The organism is Serratia sp. CY81684, from assembly GCF_052166595.1.
Lineage (GTDB): Bacteria > Pseudomonadota > Gammaproteobacteria > Enterobacterales > Enterobacteriaceae > Serratia > Serratia nematodiphila.
This window is the reverse complement of record NZ_JBJNOO010000001.1, coordinates 858,968-874,061: the sequence shown is the minus strand read 5'-3', so window position 1 is coordinate 874,061 and position 15,094 is coordinate 858,968. Positions and strand designations below refer to the sequence as shown.

The 15,094-nt window shown below is 57.6% G+C and carries 13 protein-coding genes; 1 reads left to right on the top strand and 12 read right to left on the bottom strand.

Annotated elements, in window-relative coordinates; all coding sequences use genetic code 11:
- Positions 1-149: 149 nt before the first annotated feature.
- The 5 genes from kdsB to cspE form a co-directional block, all read right to left on the bottom strand.
- Positions 150-899 carry a 3-deoxy-manno-octulosonate cytidylyltransferase gene (gene kdsB, locus ACJ8QF_RS04265; RefSeq protein ID WP_004928235.1) on the bottom strand — a complete coding sequence of 250 codons (750 nt, stop codon included), beginning with the start codon at positions 897-899 and terminating at the stop codon, positions 150-152.
- Entirely contained in the window at positions 896-1,078 is a 183-nt protein-coding gene (locus tag ACJ8QF_RS04260; protein WP_004928237.1) for a Trm112 family protein, read from the bottom strand. The genes kdsB and ACJ8QF_RS04260 overlap by 4 nt, the downstream gene beginning before the upstream one ends.
- Positions 1,079-1,376: 298 nt before the next feature.
- Positions 1,377-2,603 (bottom strand): winged helix-turn-helix domain-containing protein, encoded by a 1,227-nt coding sequence (locus ACJ8QF_RS04255; RefSeq protein WP_442537297.1) that lies wholly within the window; start codon positions 2,601-2,603, stop codon positions 1,377-1,379.
- A gap of 113 nt (positions 2,604-2,716) precedes the next feature.
- Positions 2,717-2,938, bottom strand: coding sequence for a cold-shock protein (locus ACJ8QF_RS04250; RefSeq protein WP_004928241.1), 222 nt, complete (start codon positions 2,936-2,938; stop codon positions 2,717-2,719).
- A gap of 223 nt (positions 2,939-3,161) precedes the next feature.
- The gene (gene cspE, locus ACJ8QF_RS04245; RefSeq protein WP_004928244.1) at positions 3,162-3,371 is read right to left on the bottom strand and encodes a transcription antiterminator/RNA stability regulator CspE; all 210 of its coding nucleotides are present in this window, start codon (positions 3,369-3,371) and stop codon (positions 3,162-3,164) included.
- Positions 3,372-3,896: 525 nt separating this feature from the next.
- On the opposite strand from cspE, the gene hglS reads away from it, so the two are divergent.
- Complete coding sequence (gene hglS, locus ACJ8QF_RS04240; protein WP_442537296.1) at positions 3,897-5,303, top strand: 2-oxoadipate dioxygenase/decarboxylase HglS; 1,407 nt, start codon at positions 3,897-3,899, stop codon at positions 5,301-5,303.
- 2 nt (positions 5,304-5,305) lie between these two features.
- Here hglS and lpxK read toward each other — a convergent pair whose 3' ends face one another.
- The 7 genes from lpxK to aroA all read right to left on the bottom strand — a co-directional run bounded on the left by lpxK (position 5,306) and on the right by aroA (position 15,057).
- Complete coding sequence (gene lpxK / locus ACJ8QF_RS04235) at positions 5,306-6,286, bottom strand: tetraacyldisaccharide 4'-kinase (RefSeq protein ID WP_015377330.1); 981 nt, start codon at positions 6,284-6,286, stop codon at positions 5,306-5,308.
- Positions 6,286-8,034: a lipid A ABC transporter ATP-binding protein/permease MsbA gene (msbA, locus tag ACJ8QF_RS04230; RefSeq protein WP_033642563.1), complete on the bottom strand. Its 1,749-nt coding sequence runs from the start codon at positions 8,032-8,034 to the stop codon at positions 6,286-6,288. Before msbA ends, lpxK begins: the two co-directional genes overlap by 1 nt.
- Positions 8,035-8,069: 35 nt before the next feature.
- Positions 8,070-10,340: a ComEC family protein gene (locus tag ACJ8QF_RS04225; RefSeq protein WP_442537416.1), complete on the bottom strand. Its 2,271-nt coding sequence runs from the start codon at positions 10,338-10,340 to the stop codon at positions 8,070-8,072.
- A 276-nt stretch (positions 10,341-10,616) separates the two neighbouring features.
- A complete protein-coding gene (gene ihfB, locus ACJ8QF_RS04220; RefSeq protein ID WP_004928264.1) occupies positions 10,617-10,901 on the bottom strand; it encodes an integration host factor subunit beta in 285 nt (94 codons plus the stop codon).
- A 62-nt stretch (positions 10,902-10,963) separates the two neighbouring features.
- The gene (gene rpsA, locus ACJ8QF_RS04215) at positions 10,964-12,637 is read right to left on the bottom strand and encodes a 30S ribosomal protein S1 (protein WP_004928267.1); all 1,674 of its coding nucleotides are present in this window, start codon (positions 12,635-12,637) and stop codon (positions 10,964-10,966) included.
- Positions 12,638-12,821: 184 nt separating this feature from the next.
- Positions 12,822-13,511 (bottom strand): (d)CMP kinase, encoded by a 690-nt coding sequence (gene cmk, locus ACJ8QF_RS04210; RefSeq protein ID WP_004928270.1) that lies wholly within the window; start codon positions 13,509-13,511, stop codon positions 12,822-12,824.
- Positions 13,512-13,770: 259 nt separating this feature from the next.
- Complete coding sequence (gene aroA, locus ACJ8QF_RS04205; protein WP_016928320.1) at positions 13,771-15,057, bottom strand: 3-phosphoshikimate 1-carboxyvinyltransferase; 1,287 nt, start codon at positions 15,055-15,057, stop codon at positions 13,771-13,773.
- Positions 15,058-15,094 lie beyond the last annotated feature (37 nt).

The following is a 15,094-nucleotide window of genomic DNA, read 5'->3' as shown; positions in this document are numbered from 1 at the left end:
AGGCATTCACCTCAGGCTAATTAGGGGGGATGCGTAACATCATCGAACGGCGAGCGGAAAAATTCTTCAACGCAGATCAACAAAACGGGGATCAATAATGGGGGTATTGCATCGTCGGCGCGTTGCGCGGCGCGCCGACGAAATCAGGCTCAGGGTTGAATGCTGTCGCGCACGCGCTGGAGGTCTTCCGGCGTATCGACCCCCACGCTCGGGATCGCTTTCGCGACCGCCACGTGGATCTTTTCACCGTACCACAGCACGCGCAGCTGTTCCAACAGCTCGATCTGCTCCAGTTGGCTCGGCGCCCAGCTGACGTAGCGGCGCACGAAGCCCGCGCGGTATGCGTAGATGCCGATATGACGCAGCAGGCTGTCACCGATGCTCTCTTTCGACGCGGCGAAACGCTCGCGATCCCACGGAATGGTGGCGCGTGAGAAATAGAGCGCGTAGCCCTGCGCGTCCATCACCACCTTCACCGCATTGGGGTTGAAAGCCTCTTCGGCGCTCTCGATCGGCACCGCCAACGTCGCCATGCCGGCCTGGCTGCCCGCCAGGTTTTCCGCCACCTGCCGCACGATAACGGGTGGGATCAGCGGTTCGTCGCCCTGCACGTTAACGATGATCTGGTCGTCGGCAAAGCCGTAGTGCGCGATCACTTCCGCCAGACGCTCGGTGCCGGAATGGTGATCCGGGCTGGTCATACACACTTCGCCGCCGGCGGCTTCCACCGCTTTGGCGACTTCAGGATGATCGGTCGCCACAATGACGCGGCTGGCGCCGGACTCACGGGCGCGCTCCATCACATGCACCACCATCGGCTTGCCGTGAATATCGGCCAGCGGTTTGCCCGGCAAACGGGTTGAGGCGTAGCGGGCGGGAATAATAGCGATAAAACTCATGCGTGCTTCTCATCCAGCGACAGCGCACGCGCTTCATTTTCCAACAGCACCGGAATGCCGTCACGCAGCGGGTAAGCCAACCCATCCGCTTTGCACACCAGTTCCTGGTTTTCTTTATTGAAATAGAGTTTGCCGTTGCATACCGGGCAGGCAACGATTTCGAGTAAACGGTGGTCCATGCATCCTCCGCTAGGGGATAGGTCATCTGGGAAAGGCAGTGAGGATAGCATAACGCCCGGCCTCAGGTTAATCATCGGCGGCGCCAAGCCGCCGATATTTCCTCACTGCGTCGGCGCGACAGCTTGAACTGCGGCGCATCCCGGCGTAGAATTTTGTGACGCAAATCACAAAAGAAAGCCGTGATACATGATCAAACGTCTGCATAAAATCATCGCTCTGTTCGCTAACTTCAGCCACTGAGCCCCTTTGTAACGAGCGACGCTTCACTTCGTTTTACCCCACCGACGGCGTCGCTCGTTATCCCACTTCCCAGCCGGCACCCCATTCCGCGGCCAACGCGGCCGGAATGTCGCCCAGCGCGACGCGTTGCGCACCGTGCCATTTGGCCGTGCGCGCGATGGCCTGCCGGATATCCTGCGTTCGCTGTTTACCGAAGCGCACCTGCGGCTCCGCATGGAAACTGATGATCTCGAAGATGCCCTGGCGACGGTGCGCCTTGGCGTCAATCCGCCCCACCAGCTCGCCCCGATGCAGCACCGGCAACGTGAAGTAACCATAGCGACGTTTTTCTTTCGGCGTGTAACACTCCAGCCGATAGTCAAAGTTGAACAGTTCGAGCGCCCGGCGGCGATCCCACACTACCGGATCAAAAGGCGACAGCAGGCTGGTGACCGTCGATTTCAGTTTGCCCTGCTCCGCCAGCGGCAGCAGTTCCGCCAGTGATTCATGCACATAGAACTGCCCTTCCAGCTCCTCTACCTGCACCGGCGAAATTTCCCCCTGCGCCTGCAGCTCTGCCAGCAAGGCTTTTGGCGCCACGCGTTTCAGCCGATAATAATCCGCCAACCACTCGGCGCGGAAAATGCCCAGATAGCGGCAGGTGCGATGCAACATCTGCCGGCGCGCCCGCTCCGCAGGCAGCGCATGACGCGCATCGTCCCAGGCCGGCAGCAGCCTTTCGGTCAGATCGTAAACCCGGTGGAAGTTGCGACGCTCGGCCACCATCAGCTTGCCGGCGGTAAACAGGATCTCCAGGTGCCGTTTCTCCGGTTTCCAGTCCCACCACCCGCTGTTGCCTTTCTTCTCGGCGCTGAAATCGGCGGAACGCACCGGCCCCTGTTGTTCGATATGCCGCAGCAGGTTGTCCATCGCCGCCTGGTGCTGCTGCACCCAGTCGGCCGAGTATTTCCAGCCCATATCATGCGGCGCCAGCATGCGATGCCGCAACAGACCAAAATCCTCGATCGGCAGGAAACAGGCCTCGTGCGCCCAATACTCGAACAACTTGCGGCCGGCGAGCGCCTGCTCCAGCCACTCCGGCTGATAGGCCCCCAAACGGCTGAACAGCACCAGATACGGGCTGCGGGCGACGACGCTAATGGTATCGATTTGTAACAGCCCCATGCGCTGGATCGCGCTCACGACGTCATCGGGCCGAGCCTGGCGTTTAAGCGGAGAAAGCAGCCCCTGGGCGGCGAGGTGCAGCGCGCGAGCGGCGGTAAGGGAAATGGTCGGGGTGGTCATCCTGATATCCATGGCGAGTAGGCAATGGCCTGATAATAGTGGATATCGCGGGATTTATCTTCGCCAGTGCTTGCGGGTGGCGACACCGGCACTGGCGAGGAAGGAGGATGCGATCAGAACGCGATAACGTCTGCCGCGGACAGCCCATGCGAGCTGCGATAGATCGAGAACTCAACGTTCTGACCTTCGTTCAACGACTTATTTTTGGTGTTGGCGATAGCGTTGCGGTTGACATAGATTTCGTCGCTGCCATCTACCGGTGAAATAAAACCATAGCCTTCGGCCTGATTAAACCATTTCACACGACCCATTTTTAACACAGTATTTTTAAACATAACTTATATCCTTTTACTTGAGCATCCTTGACAACGTCATTTTTTATATTGTCTGGACGCTACCAGCCCATCCTAAAGTTTTTCGTAACAAACCTCTCGTGAGCAAAAAAATAAAAAACCCGCACTAAGGCGGGCTTGTTGAACTTAATATCTTCCGCATGACTCAGCGCTGAAGCGTCACCATGGTTGTATTAAGATCTCTTTATACGCGTTCCCTGTCTTCTTACAGAGCAACTACGTTGGCGGCAGCCGGCCCGCGCGGGCTGTCCTGGATGGTGTACTCGACGCGCTGGCCTTCAGCCAGGGTCTTGAAACCGTCGGTCATGATTGCGGAGAAGTGTACGAATACATCTTTGCCGCCGTCGTGCTGCTCAATGAAACCAAAACCTTTGCTTTCGTTGAACCACTTAACTTGACCAGTCTTCTTAGACATTACTTTTACCTTTAAATATATTTACAAAACCTGCCATAAGAGGCAATTGCGGCCATTTCAGAAACATTACTTATGGGAGGTACTTAGAAGGTTCGTCTTTGAAGCGGAATCGGATGATAACGTTTTTGGAGGAACTGCTTAACTCTAAACTCGAACATAAATAGGTCTGGATTACAGGCCGACTTGCATTTACTCATAAAAATGGTGAATGCACAAGAGGTTTATTGCAATAAATTCATCATTACGCCGAATTTATTTTTATCCCCATGAATATACATGACTTAATTTAACGCTCGCCGCAGCCGATCCAGCGCGTTCCTCTCCTCACCGGGGCATCATTTGCCCGTCTGAGCGCTGCAAATGAGAGCTAACGCATAAAACTCTAATATGCTTGACGCCGCTATAACAAATCCCAAATCAGATGGCTAAACTTGAGGGGAAAACAAGGCAGACGGCTTTTTCACCAGCACTTTTGCCGCTAAAAACACGATTTTTCAGATTATGCTGAATCAAGGAGCTATGCGCATGACCGCCCAGCAGTTCGTTTCACCTAATGAAATCCGCGCCAGATTCTCTCACACGATGTCGGACATGTATCAAAAAGAGGTACCGCTGTACGGCGATCTGCTGGAGCTGGTGGCGGAAACCAACCGGCAGGTTCTACGCGAAGATGCCGCACTGGCTCATCAACTGCAAATCACCGGCGAGATCGAACGCCTGGCCATGGAGCGCCACGGCGCGATCCGGGTCGGCACGGCGGACGAACTGGCCACCCTGCGCCGCCTGTTCCGGGTGATGGGCATGGCGCCGGTCGGTTACTATGACCTGTCGGTGGCGGGCGTTCCGGTGCACTCCACCGCTTTTCGCGCCATACACGAAGATGCGCTGCAGATCAGTCCTTTCCGCGTGTTCACCTCCCTGCTGCGCCTGGAACTGATAGAAGATCCCGCGCTGCGTGCGCTGGCCGAGCGCTTGCTGGCACGCCGCCGTATCTTTACCGATCGCGCGCTGGAGCTGATGGCGCTGCAGGAAGCGCAAGGCGGGCTGAATGAAGTGCAGGCGCAAGAATTTGTCGAACAAGCGCTGGAAACCTTCCGCTGGCATAACCAGGCGACGGTCAGCGCCGAAGAATACCGGCAGCTGCACGATCAGCATCGCCTGATCGCCGACGTGGTGGCGTTTAAAGGGCCGCATATCAACCATCTGACACCACGTACGCTGGATATCGATCGCGTTCAGCAAGCGATGCCCGGCCGCGGTATTACGCCCAAAGCGGTCATCGAGGGCCCGCCGCGCCGCCGCCGCGCGATCCTGCTGCGCCAAACCAGCTTCAAAGCGTTGGAAGAAAGCGTCGATTTCGTTGAGCACGATGGCCACGCCATCGCCGGTCACCATACCGCGCGCTTCGGCGAGATCGAACAACGCGGCGTGGCGCTAACGCCTAAAGGACGCGAACTTTATGACCGTTTGCTGCAGGCGACCAACGATGCGTTGCAGGCGCCGCCGAGCGAGAAGAATGCCGAGCGCTACTATCAACTGCTGGAGGAAAACTTCCGGGCGTTTCCGGATGATTACGCCACGCTGCGTGAGCAACAGCTGGCCTGGTTCCGCTATTTCCCGACCGAATGCGGCCTGGCGGCCAAAGAGTCGCTGGACAAGCACAGCACCCTGGAACAACTGATCGAGAAAGAACACGTTCGCTTCCAACCTCTGGTATATGAAGATTTTCTGCCGGTCAGCGCGGCGGGGATTTTCCAGTCGAATCTGGGTGATAGCCGCCACGCGCAGTACAATGCCGCTTCCAGCCGGGCAGCGTTTGAACAAGCGTTGGGCGGTGAGGTGATCGACGAGCTGGCGCTGTATCAGCAAACCCAGCAGCGTTCGCTGGAAGCCTGCGCGCAAGCCCTGGGGCTTGCCACGCTGGCATCCTGAGATTACTTAGTCAGCAGGGACTCGATATCCTGCAGCAGTTGCTCAGCCTGAGCGGACGGTAGCACCGCATCAACCGGTAGATACCACCAATTGGGCTGGGCAAAGGCGCGACACTTCACCGCGTCCTTCTCCGTCATCAACAGCGTTTGATCTGCATTAACCAACGCCGCCAGCGGTTCCTGCTGATATTCCTGATGATCGGCAAACGCCACTTCCTGTACGACTTCGACGTTCAACTTCTCCAACGTCGCGAAGAAACGCGGCGGATGGCCGATGCCCGCCATCGCCACCACGCGCGGCAGCTCAGCCGCCGGGCGACGTTCACCGCTCAGCAGGTTCACCGCATCACGCGCCTGCAGGCGCATGGCAATTTCCCCGGCCTGCGCCACGCCGCCATTGGCGACGCGCGCATCGACGCTGCCAAGCCGCGCGGCACGCTCGCGCATCGGCCCAGCCGGCAACCACCAGCCGTTGCCGAAACGACGCACGCCGTCGATGACTACCAGCTCGAAGTCACGCTGTAAAGCGTAGTGCTGCAAGCCGTCGTCGGTGATGATCACATCCAGCGGCTGTTGTTGCAGCAGGGCCTGCACCGCCTCGGCTCGCTTGGGCGCGATTGCCACAGGCGCACCGGTACGTTGATAAATCAGCACCGGCTCATCGCCCGCCTCGCGGGTCGACGTATTCTGACCGAGCACCAGCGGATAAACCGCCGACTTGCCGCCGTAACCGCGTGACACCACGCCAACGCGATAGCCCCGTTGTTGCAGGTGTTCCACCAGCCAAATCACCATCGGCGTTTTGCCGTTGCCGCCGGCGGTGAGGTTACCCACCACCACTACCGGCACCGGCGAACGCCAACTTTTACGCAGGCCGCAGCGGTAACTGAGACGGATCAGCCAACTGAACAAGCCATAAAGCCACGAGAGCGGCAATAGCGCCAGATAAAGCAACGAACCGCCGGACCAGATGCGCTCAATCATTATTGACCAAACTGCATGCGGTGCAGCTGCGCATAGGCGCCCTGGCGCTCAAGCAACTCGGCGTGTTCACCGCGTTCGACGATGCGGCCGTCCTCCACCACCAGGATCTCGTCCGCCTTCTCAATGGTCGACAGACGGTGTGCGATCACCAGCGAAGTGCGGTCTTTCTGCAGCTCGTCCAGCGCGGCCTGAATGGCACGCTCGGATTCGGTATCCAGCGCAGACGTCGCCTCATCCAGGATTAGGATCGGACAATCGCGCAGCAAAGCACGCGCGATGGCAATGCGCTGGCGTTGGCCGCCGGACAGCATCACGCCGTTTTCACCGATCACCGTATCCAGACCGTTTTCCATCTTGTTGATGAAGTCCATCGCGTACGCCATTTCCGCCGCTTTCTCAATCTGCTCGCGGCTGTATTCGCTCTCGCGCGCATAGGCGATGTTGTTGGCGATGGTGTCGTTGAACAGGTGCACGTTTTGCGAAACCAGGGCCACCTGATTGCGCAGCGAGGCCAGGGTATATTCACGCAGATCGTGGCCATCCATCAGGATTTCGCCTTCCTGAATATCGTAGAAGCGCGTCAACAGGTTGGCGATGGTCGATTTCCCCGAACCGGAACGGCCCACCAACGCGACGGTCTTGCCTTCGGCGATGTTCAGGTTGATATCACGCAGCGCCGGCGTTTCCTTGGACGGGTAGTAGAAGGTGACATTGCGGAATTCGATATCGCCTTTCGCGCGCTTCACTTCGCGGGTGCCGGTATCTTTTTCCTGTTCCATATCCAAAATGGAGAACAGCGTCTGGCACGCCGCCATCCCGCGTTGGAACTGGGCATTGACGTTGGTCAGCGACTTCAGCGGACGCATCAGCGCAATCATCGACGAGAACACCACGGTAATGGTGCCGGCGGTCAGGGTTTCCATCACGCTTGGGAAGCTGGCGGCAAACAGCACGAACGCCAGGGCCAGCGAAGCGATCAGCTGAATGATCGGATCGGAAATGGAAGACGCGGAGACCAGTTTCATGCCCTGTTGGCGCATGCGGTTGCTCACCGAGTTAAAACGCTCGGTTTCCACCTGCTGGCCGCCGAAGATCAGCACTTCTTTATGGCCTTTCAGCATCTGTTCGGCGCTGGTGGTCACCTGCCCCATGGTGTTCTGCATGTTCTTGCTGATGTTGCGGAAACGCTTGGACACCAGGCGAATGGCGATGGAGACGATCGGTGCCAGCACAATCAGGATCACCGACAGCTGCCAGCTGTAGTAGAACATCATGATGAACAGGCCAATGATCGAGGCTCCTTCACGCACCACGGTCACCAGCGCGCTGGAAGAGGAGGAAGCTACCTGCTCGGAATCATAGGTAATGCGCGACAGCAAAGTCCCGGTGGACTGCTGATCGAAGAAGGCCACCGGCATTCTCATCATGTGGCCAAACAGGCGGCGGCGCATTTGCATCACCACCATGCCGGAAACCCAGGAAATGCAGTAGCTTGAAACAAAACTGGTCACGCCGCGCATCAACATCAGCGCAATCACCGCCAACGGCATCCATACCAGCACGCTGCTGTCGGTTTTTCCAAACCCATCGTCCAATAGCGGTTTAAGCAGAGACAGCATCAGCGTGTCCCCCGCTGCGTTCATAATCAACGCAATGGCGGCCACAATCAGCCCGGTCTTAAAAGGAGTGATCATCGGCCAGAGTCGACGGAACGTCTGCCAGGTCGAGAGATCTTTATCATTCATCATGCAAATACCAGCATCGGAAGAAATAGCGGCCTATTTTACTCATTATCACCCTCTACGCCAAACCGCTGATGGTACCAACGGGGCATTAATTGTTCGCGAAAGCCTTTAATTTGCCAATCGTTGTCGAAAAAAAGTACCGATAACTGACCGGAGCGCGTCGTATCGCGCCATTGGATGCCATTTGCCCGGTATCTGGCGACCACTTTCCGCGCCGGCAATCGCCATTTGTTGTAACGCGATGCGGAGGCCAGCGCCACTTCGGGATTGACCGCGCGCAGAAACGGCGGCGTCGAGGACGTCTTGCTGCCGTGATGCCCCACCTGCAACACCGTAGCCGCCAAGCGATCGCGCCGCAACCGTAACAGCTGCGCCTCCGCCTGCTTTTCCGCATCGCCGGTGAGCAGCAAACTGAATTGCCCATCGTCGATGCGGATCACGCAGGAGTCGTCATTGACCGGCCTTTTGCGCGTTTTCGGTGGCCACAGCACCTCGAATTGCAGCGATTGCCAGCGCCAACGCTCCCCGGCGATGCAGGGCAAGTGCCCTTCCCCGCGTATCGGGCTGCGCACCGTCGCCTGCGGAAACGCCCGCCGCATCACCGGCAGCCCGCCGATATGATCGAGGTGAATATGGCTGATAATGATCTGCTCCAGTTCAATATTCCGCCAGTTCAACATCGGTAAGATATGCCGTTCGGCGGCGCTGCCCGTGGGCCAACGATCGCCGGTATCGTACAGTATCCCCTTGCCGTTTTGCTCGATAACCACCGCCAACCCGTGCCCGACATCAAGCATATCGACGCGCCAGCGATAGTCCGGCGCTTTGCCACGCCACAACACGCAGCATATCGCCACCGCCGCCAGCCCCGGCGCATAGCGCCACCACCAATGAAAGCGCCAGCAGATAACGATAAGCCATCCCGCTATGCTGGCCAGCAGCGAGGCGGCCCCCAAATCCACCCAACCGCGTTGCAGATAATGCAGCGGCACAAACACCCCTCTCAACGTGAAATCAGCCAACCACCAAAGCCCGTAACTTAGCGAGGGGAAGACGCCGCCGATCACCGCCAGCAAAATCAACGGCACCGTCACCAATGAGACGATGGGCACAGCCCAAAGATTGGCAGGCAGCGAGGTCAGCGTCAGACCTAAAAACAGCGCGACCTGCATCGGCACCAGCAACAACGTCATGCCCAGCTGAATATGCAGCCAGCGTACCGGCGCCCAATACCAGGCCGAGCGAAATCGCTCGCTGAGCGGTGCCCATTCAAACCAAAAAATCAAACACCCCACCGCCAGCACCGACAGCCAAAAACTGTCTGACAAAACCGCCAGCGGATCGCACAGCAAAATCAGCCCGATACACCACAGCCACACTTGCCAGGAAGAACAATGAACGCCGCGCAAGCGCAGCAGCATCCACAGCGTCATCGCCAACGCGGTACGCACCGCCGGCGGTTGGGCGCCCACCAACCAAACATAGATCAGCGTCGCCACCCAGCCTGCGACCAATGGAAAGCGATAGCCAACCAAATGGGCGGGCAGAAAAAACTGCAGCGCTCGCAACGCGGCCCAGAACAAAATGGCGACCATCGCCACATGCAACCCTGAAATGGCCATCAGGTGAGCGATGCCGGTTTTCAGCATCAGCGTGCGCAAAGCCTGCTCCAGCGCGGTTCGTTCCCCAAACGCCAGCGCCAGCAATACCGCCTTGTAACGCAATTCACCGATGTTGGTTTCCGCATGGCTGATGATGCGCTGGCGCAGCCCGCAATCGCCATCCAGCAAACGAGCCTGCCTGACCCGCCCCGTCAACGGCTGGCGCTGGGCGATCGCCCAACGTTGGCTGTCAAATCCGCCTTCATTGAGCTTGCCATGTACCGGCCGCAGGCGCAGTTTCAATTGCCAACGCTGCCCGGCGCACAGCCGCTGCCGTTCGGGAGCCCACGTCGTGGTAAACGCCAGCGCAGGCGCCAACCAATGACCGTCGACCCGCTCGATGCGCATCAGCGTCTGTTTACTGGCGGCGGGCTCCAGCGCGACACTGCTCACCAGCACCACCGCCGTCACTTCCGGCATGCGAGTTAAGCGCTCCATTTGCCCAAGCAGACTTCCGGCGTTGAAAACCGCCCATATGAATCCCAATCCCAGGCAGGCCAAATAGCGGCAGAACGGCCAACGCGCACGCAACAGCAAGCAGCCGACAAACAGCATCGGCCACAGCAGCCATAGTTCTGGCAACTGCGGTAAAATCAGCAGCGGCAGGATGCCGCAGATAACGGCGAATATCGCCAGATCCAGCGAAATTTTGATCGCTTTTCTCCCATCGGCTCCGCCATGAGCAAAAACGCGTCACGGCAAGCAAGCAGGATCATTCAGGCGACACGTCGCCGCCAGCGGGCTTTAACGAAGATGCGCTGAACATGGCAGGATAAGAGAGATCTATGCAGGAGCCACATCGTCAATGCGGCGCAGTACGCAACTCGCGAGCATATCGCGGAGAATTGCAGGCGAAAAAAAACGGCGCCTTACAGGCACCGTTTTATATTCTTTTCAAGCAACAACGCTATGATCAGTCAGCGACTAGCCATAGATATTGGCGCGGTCACGCAACTCTTTGCCTGGTTTGAAGTGAGGAACGTACTTGCCGTCCAGCTCAACTTTGTCACCGGTTTTCGGGTTGCGGCCTACACGCGGGGCACGGTAGTGAAGAGAAAAACTGCCGAATCCGCGGATCTCAATGCGTTCGCCCTCGGCCAGCGTAGCGGCCATGTGCTCAAGCATCTCTTTCACTGCATCCTCAACGGCCTTCGCCGGAATATGAGATTGCTGGCCAGCAAGTCTTTCAATAAGTTCAGACTTGGTCATAGTACCTCCAAGCTTTGCAGCTAAACTACCGTATTGGGGCGGTCAGCGACCGCCCCCCGTCATTACTCGCCTTTAGCCGCTTTGAAAGCTTCAGCCATTGCGTTAGAGAAGTTGCCTTCTTCCTGTTTGTTGTTAACAGTTGCGATGGCGTCTTTCTCGTCAGCTTCGTCCTTAGCACGTACGGACAGGCTTACAACGCGGTTCTTACGGTCAACGCCGGTGAATTTAGCTTCAACTTCGTCACCTACGTTCAGAACCAGAGTTGCATCTTCAATGCGGTCGCGAGAGGCTTCAGATGCACGCAGGTAACCTTCTACGCCGCCTGCCAATTCAACTGTAGCACCTTTGGCGTCAACTGCAGTGACTTTACCAGTAACAATAGCACCTTTCTTGTTCATAGACAGGTAGTTATTGAACGGGTCTTCAGCCAGTTGCTTCACGCCCAGGGAGATACGCTCGCGCTCTGCGTCAACTTGCAGAACAACCGCAGCGATTTCGTCGCCTTTCTTGTATTCACGTACTGCTTCTTCGCCTGCAACGTTCCAGGAGATGTCAGACAGGTGAACCAGGCCGTCGATGCCGCCGTCCAGGCCGATGAAGATACCGAAGTCAGTGATAGACTTGATTTTACCTTCAACGCGGTCGCCCTTGTTGTGGGTTTCTGCGAACTGCTGCCATGGGTTGGATTTGCACTGCTTCAGGCCCAGGGAGATACGACGACGTTCTTCATCGATGTCCAGAACCATCACTTCCACTACGTCGCCCACGTTAACAACTTTGGACGGATGGATGTTTTTGTTGGTCCAATCCATTTCAGAAACGTGTACCAAACCTTCAACGCCTTCTTCGATTTCTACGAAGCAGCCGTAATCAGTCAGGTTGGTTACACGGCCAGTCAGCTTGGTGCCTTCTGGGTAACGTTTCGCGATAGCAACCCATGGATCTTCGCCCAGCTGTTTCAGGCCCAGGGATACACGAGTACGCTCGCGGTCGAACTTCAGCACTTTAACAGTGATTTCATCGCCAACATTGACGATTTCGCTTGGGTGCTTAACGCGTTTCCAAGCCATGTCAGTGATGTGCAGCAGGCCGTCTACGCCGCCCAGATCAACGAATGCACCGTAGTCAGTGAGGTTCTTAACGATACCTTTAACTTCCATGCCTTCCTGCAGGTTTTCCAGCAGTTGATCGCGCTCAGCGCTGTTCTCGGATTCGATAACCGCACGGCGAGAAACGACAACGTTGTTGCGCTTCTGATCCAGCTTGATGACTTTGAACTCAAGCTCTTTGCCTTCCAGGTGCAGAGTGTCACGTACCGGACGCACGTCAACCAGGGAACCTGGCAGGAACGCGCGGATGCCGTTCAGCTCGACGGTGAAGCCACCCTTCACTTTGCCGTTGATAACACCGGTTACAGTCTCAGCTTCTTCGTAGGCTTTTTCCAGCGTGATCCAAGCTTCGTGACGCTTAGCTTTCTCACGGGACAGCAGGGTTTCACCGAAGCCGTCTTCAACAGCATCCAGAGCAACGTCAACTTCGTCACCAACCTGGATTTCCAGCTCGCCCTGGGCGTTTTTGAATTGCTCAGCCGGGATGGCAGACTCAGATTTCAGACCGGCGTCAACCAGTACGATATCTTTGTCGATAGCAACAACGACGCCACGAACGATGGAACCCGGGCGGGTTTCGATTTCTTTTAAGGATTCTTCAAAGAGTTGAGCGAAAGATTCAGTCATGTTGTTAATCTTCAGGGTTCTTTAGTTTAACGTCCATTTAGCGTCCCGCCGAATGGGGTTGTTTCACATACCCCGCCATTGGCTCCATGCCGACAGGGTTTAAGGTTACAGGGGTAAAATTTTACCCGATATATTGCGATACCGCTATGACAAATATGACAAAAAGCCAATAGCGCCGCCGCGCTTATTGCTGCGGCAACGCCAACACTTTCTGTGCATACGTCAACGCCTGCCGGATCACTTCTTCGATCGACATGCTGGTAGAATCCAGCACGAGGGCGTCAGAAGCGGGCACCAGAGGCGCGATAGGCCGATTACGGTCACGGTCGTCCCGTTCCTTTATCTCGGCTAAAAGACGTTCAAAGTTAACATTAAAGCCTTTCTCCTGCAACTGCAGCATGCGGCGGTGCGCGCGCTCCTCCGAGCTGGCGTCGAGGAAAATCTTGACCGGCGCGTCAGGGAACACCACCGTGCCCATGTCGCGGCCATCGGCAATCAGGCCGGGCGCCTCGCGGAATGCGCGCTGGCGGCGCAGCAACGCCTCGCGCACGCGCGGAAACGCAGCCGCTTGCGACGCGGTGTTGCCGACGGTTTCGGTGCGGATCTCATTACTGACGTCCTCACCTTCCAAAATCACCTGCAGCTTGCCGTCCTGGGCAACGAAGCGAACATCGAGATGTGCGGCCAGCGGAACCAGCGCTTCCTCAGAAGTGATATCCACCTGATGATGCAACGCCGCCAGCGCCAGCACGCGATAGATCGCGCCGGAGTCCAGCAAACGCCAACCAAGGGACTCGGCCAACGCTTTACACAGCGTGCCTTTGCCCGCGCCACTTGGTCCATCAACGGTTATCACCGGGGCTGTAGCCGTCATTTCTCTCTCCTTCAGGTAGAAAACCTCACAGAGACACGGCGTGCTTCGACTCGAAGCCCGTGAGCTCTGTCACCTGCCCAATCAGGGGCAAATACGGTGGCGTATTATACGCTGCCCTACGGCGATCTGTTACCCTGGAACTATCCGGTTGTTGAAAATAAGCGCATAACCGCGAAAAAGTATAGAAGAAACGCCGGTCGCCAAAGGTTAAAAACGATAAAGGCCCGCAAAGGGGCCTTAAAATAAACGATTTGACGGGTTACGCCGGCTGGCTGATGCGCGCCAGCTGTTCGAAATAATCCGGGAAGGTCTTCGCGGTGCATTTCGGATCGAGAATGGTGACCGGCGTATCCGACAGCGCCACCAGCGAGAAGCACATTGCCATGCGGTGATCGTTGTAGGTGCCGATCTCGGCGAACTGCAGTTTGGCCGGCGGCACGACGTGAATGTAGTCTTCGCCTTCGTCCACTTCCGCCCCCACTTTACGCAGCTCGGTGGCCATCGCCGCCAGACGGTCGGTCTCCTTCACCCGCCAGTTGTAGATATTGCGGATGGTGGTCGGCCCCTCGGCGAACAGCGCTGCGGTGGCGATGGTCATCGCCGCGTCGGGAATGTGGTTCATGTCCATGTCGATGCCGCGCAGTTCACCGCGGCTGCACTCGATGAAATCGTCGCCCCAGGTGATGCGCGCGCCCATTTTCTCCAGCACGTCGGCAAACTTGGTGTCGCCCTGCACGCTTTTGCGACCGATGCCGGTCACGCGCACGGTGCCGCCCTTGATCGCCGCCGCCGCCAGGAAGTAAGAGGCGGAAGAAGCGTCGCCCTCAACCAGGTAATCGCCCGGCGCGATATACGTCTGGCGCCCCTGGATATGGAATACCCGGTAGTTGTCGTGGCTCACCGATACGCCGAAGGTGCGCATCAGATGCAGCGTGATGTCGATGTACGGCTTGGAAACCAGCTCGCCCTTGATGTGGATCTGCGTATCCTGCGGCGCCAGGGGCGCGGTCATCAGCAACGCGGTCAGGAACTGGCTGGAGACGCTGCCGTCGACGGTGACGTCGCCGCCCTGGAAACCGCCGCGCAGGCGAATTGGCGGGTAATCGGTCTGTTCGAGGTAATCAATCTGCGCCCCGCCCTGGCGCAACGCGTCCACCAGATGGCCGATCGGGCGTTCTTTCATGCGGGGTTCCCCGGTCAGCACCACGTCGCCTTCACCAAGGCACAGCGCCGCCGCCAGTGGACGCATCGCGGTGCCGGCATTGCCGAGGAACAGTTCCAGCGGTTGGTTGGCCACCAACGGCCCGGCCACGCCGGTCACTTCACACACGGTGCGGTCGGCGGAAAGCCGGTAGTTCACACCCAACGCCTGCAGCGCATTCAGCATATGACGCACGTCGTCGCTGTCCAGCAGGTTGGTCAGCCGGGTCGTTCCCTCCGCCAGCGCCGCCAGCAGCAGAGCGCGGTTAGAAACGCTCTTCGAGCCGGGTAAGTTGACGGTGCCATTGACCAGGGCGACCGGTTGTAACGTCAGGGAATCCACCATGTGAACAAAACTCTCCAATTCTGATAAACGAAACGGC

Coding starts and splice junctions, on each gene's coding strand:
- cmk (WP_004928270.1), bottom strand. CDS start 13,511: ATGACGGCTACAGCCCCGGTGATAACCGTTGATGGACCAAGTGGCGCG.
- rpsA (WP_004928267.1), bottom strand. CDS start 12,637: ATGACTGAATCTTTCGCTCAACTCTTTGAAGAATCCTTAAAAGAAATC.
- kdsB (WP_004928235.1), bottom strand. CDS start 899: ATGAGTTTTATCGCTATTATTCCCGCCCGCTACGCCTCAACCCGTTTG.
- ACJ8QF_RS04250 (WP_004928241.1), bottom strand. CDS start 2,938: ATGTTTAAAAATACTGTGTTAAAAATGGGTCGTGTGAAATGGTTTAAT.
- msbA (WP_033642563.1), bottom strand. CDS start 8,034: ATGATGAATGATAAAGATCTCTCGACCTGGCAGACGTTCCGTCGACTC.
- hglS (WP_442537296.1), top strand. CDS start 3,897: ATGACCGCCCAGCAGTTCGTTTCACCTAATGAAATCCGCGCCAGATTC.
- cspE (WP_004928244.1), bottom strand. CDS start 3,371: ATGTCTAAGAAGACTGGTCAAGTTAAGTGGTTCAACGAAAGCAAAGGT.
- ihfB (WP_004928264.1), bottom strand. CDS start 10,901: ATGACCAAGTCTGAACTTATTGAAAGACTTGCTGGCCAGCAATCTCAT.
- lpxK (WP_015377330.1), bottom strand. CDS start 6,286: ATGATTGAGCGCATCTGGTCCGGCGGTTCGTTGCTTTATCTGGCGCTA.
- ACJ8QF_RS04260 (WP_004928237.1), bottom strand. CDS start 1,078: ATGGACCACCGTTTACTCGAAATCGTTGCCTGCCCGGTATGCAACGGC.
- ACJ8QF_RS04255 (WP_442537297.1), bottom strand. CDS start 2,603: ATGACCACCCCGACCATTTCCCTTACCGCCGCTCGCGCGCTGCACCTC.
- aroA (WP_016928320.1), bottom strand. CDS start 15,057: ATGGTGGATTCCCTGACGTTACAACCGGTCGCCCTGGTCAATGGCACC.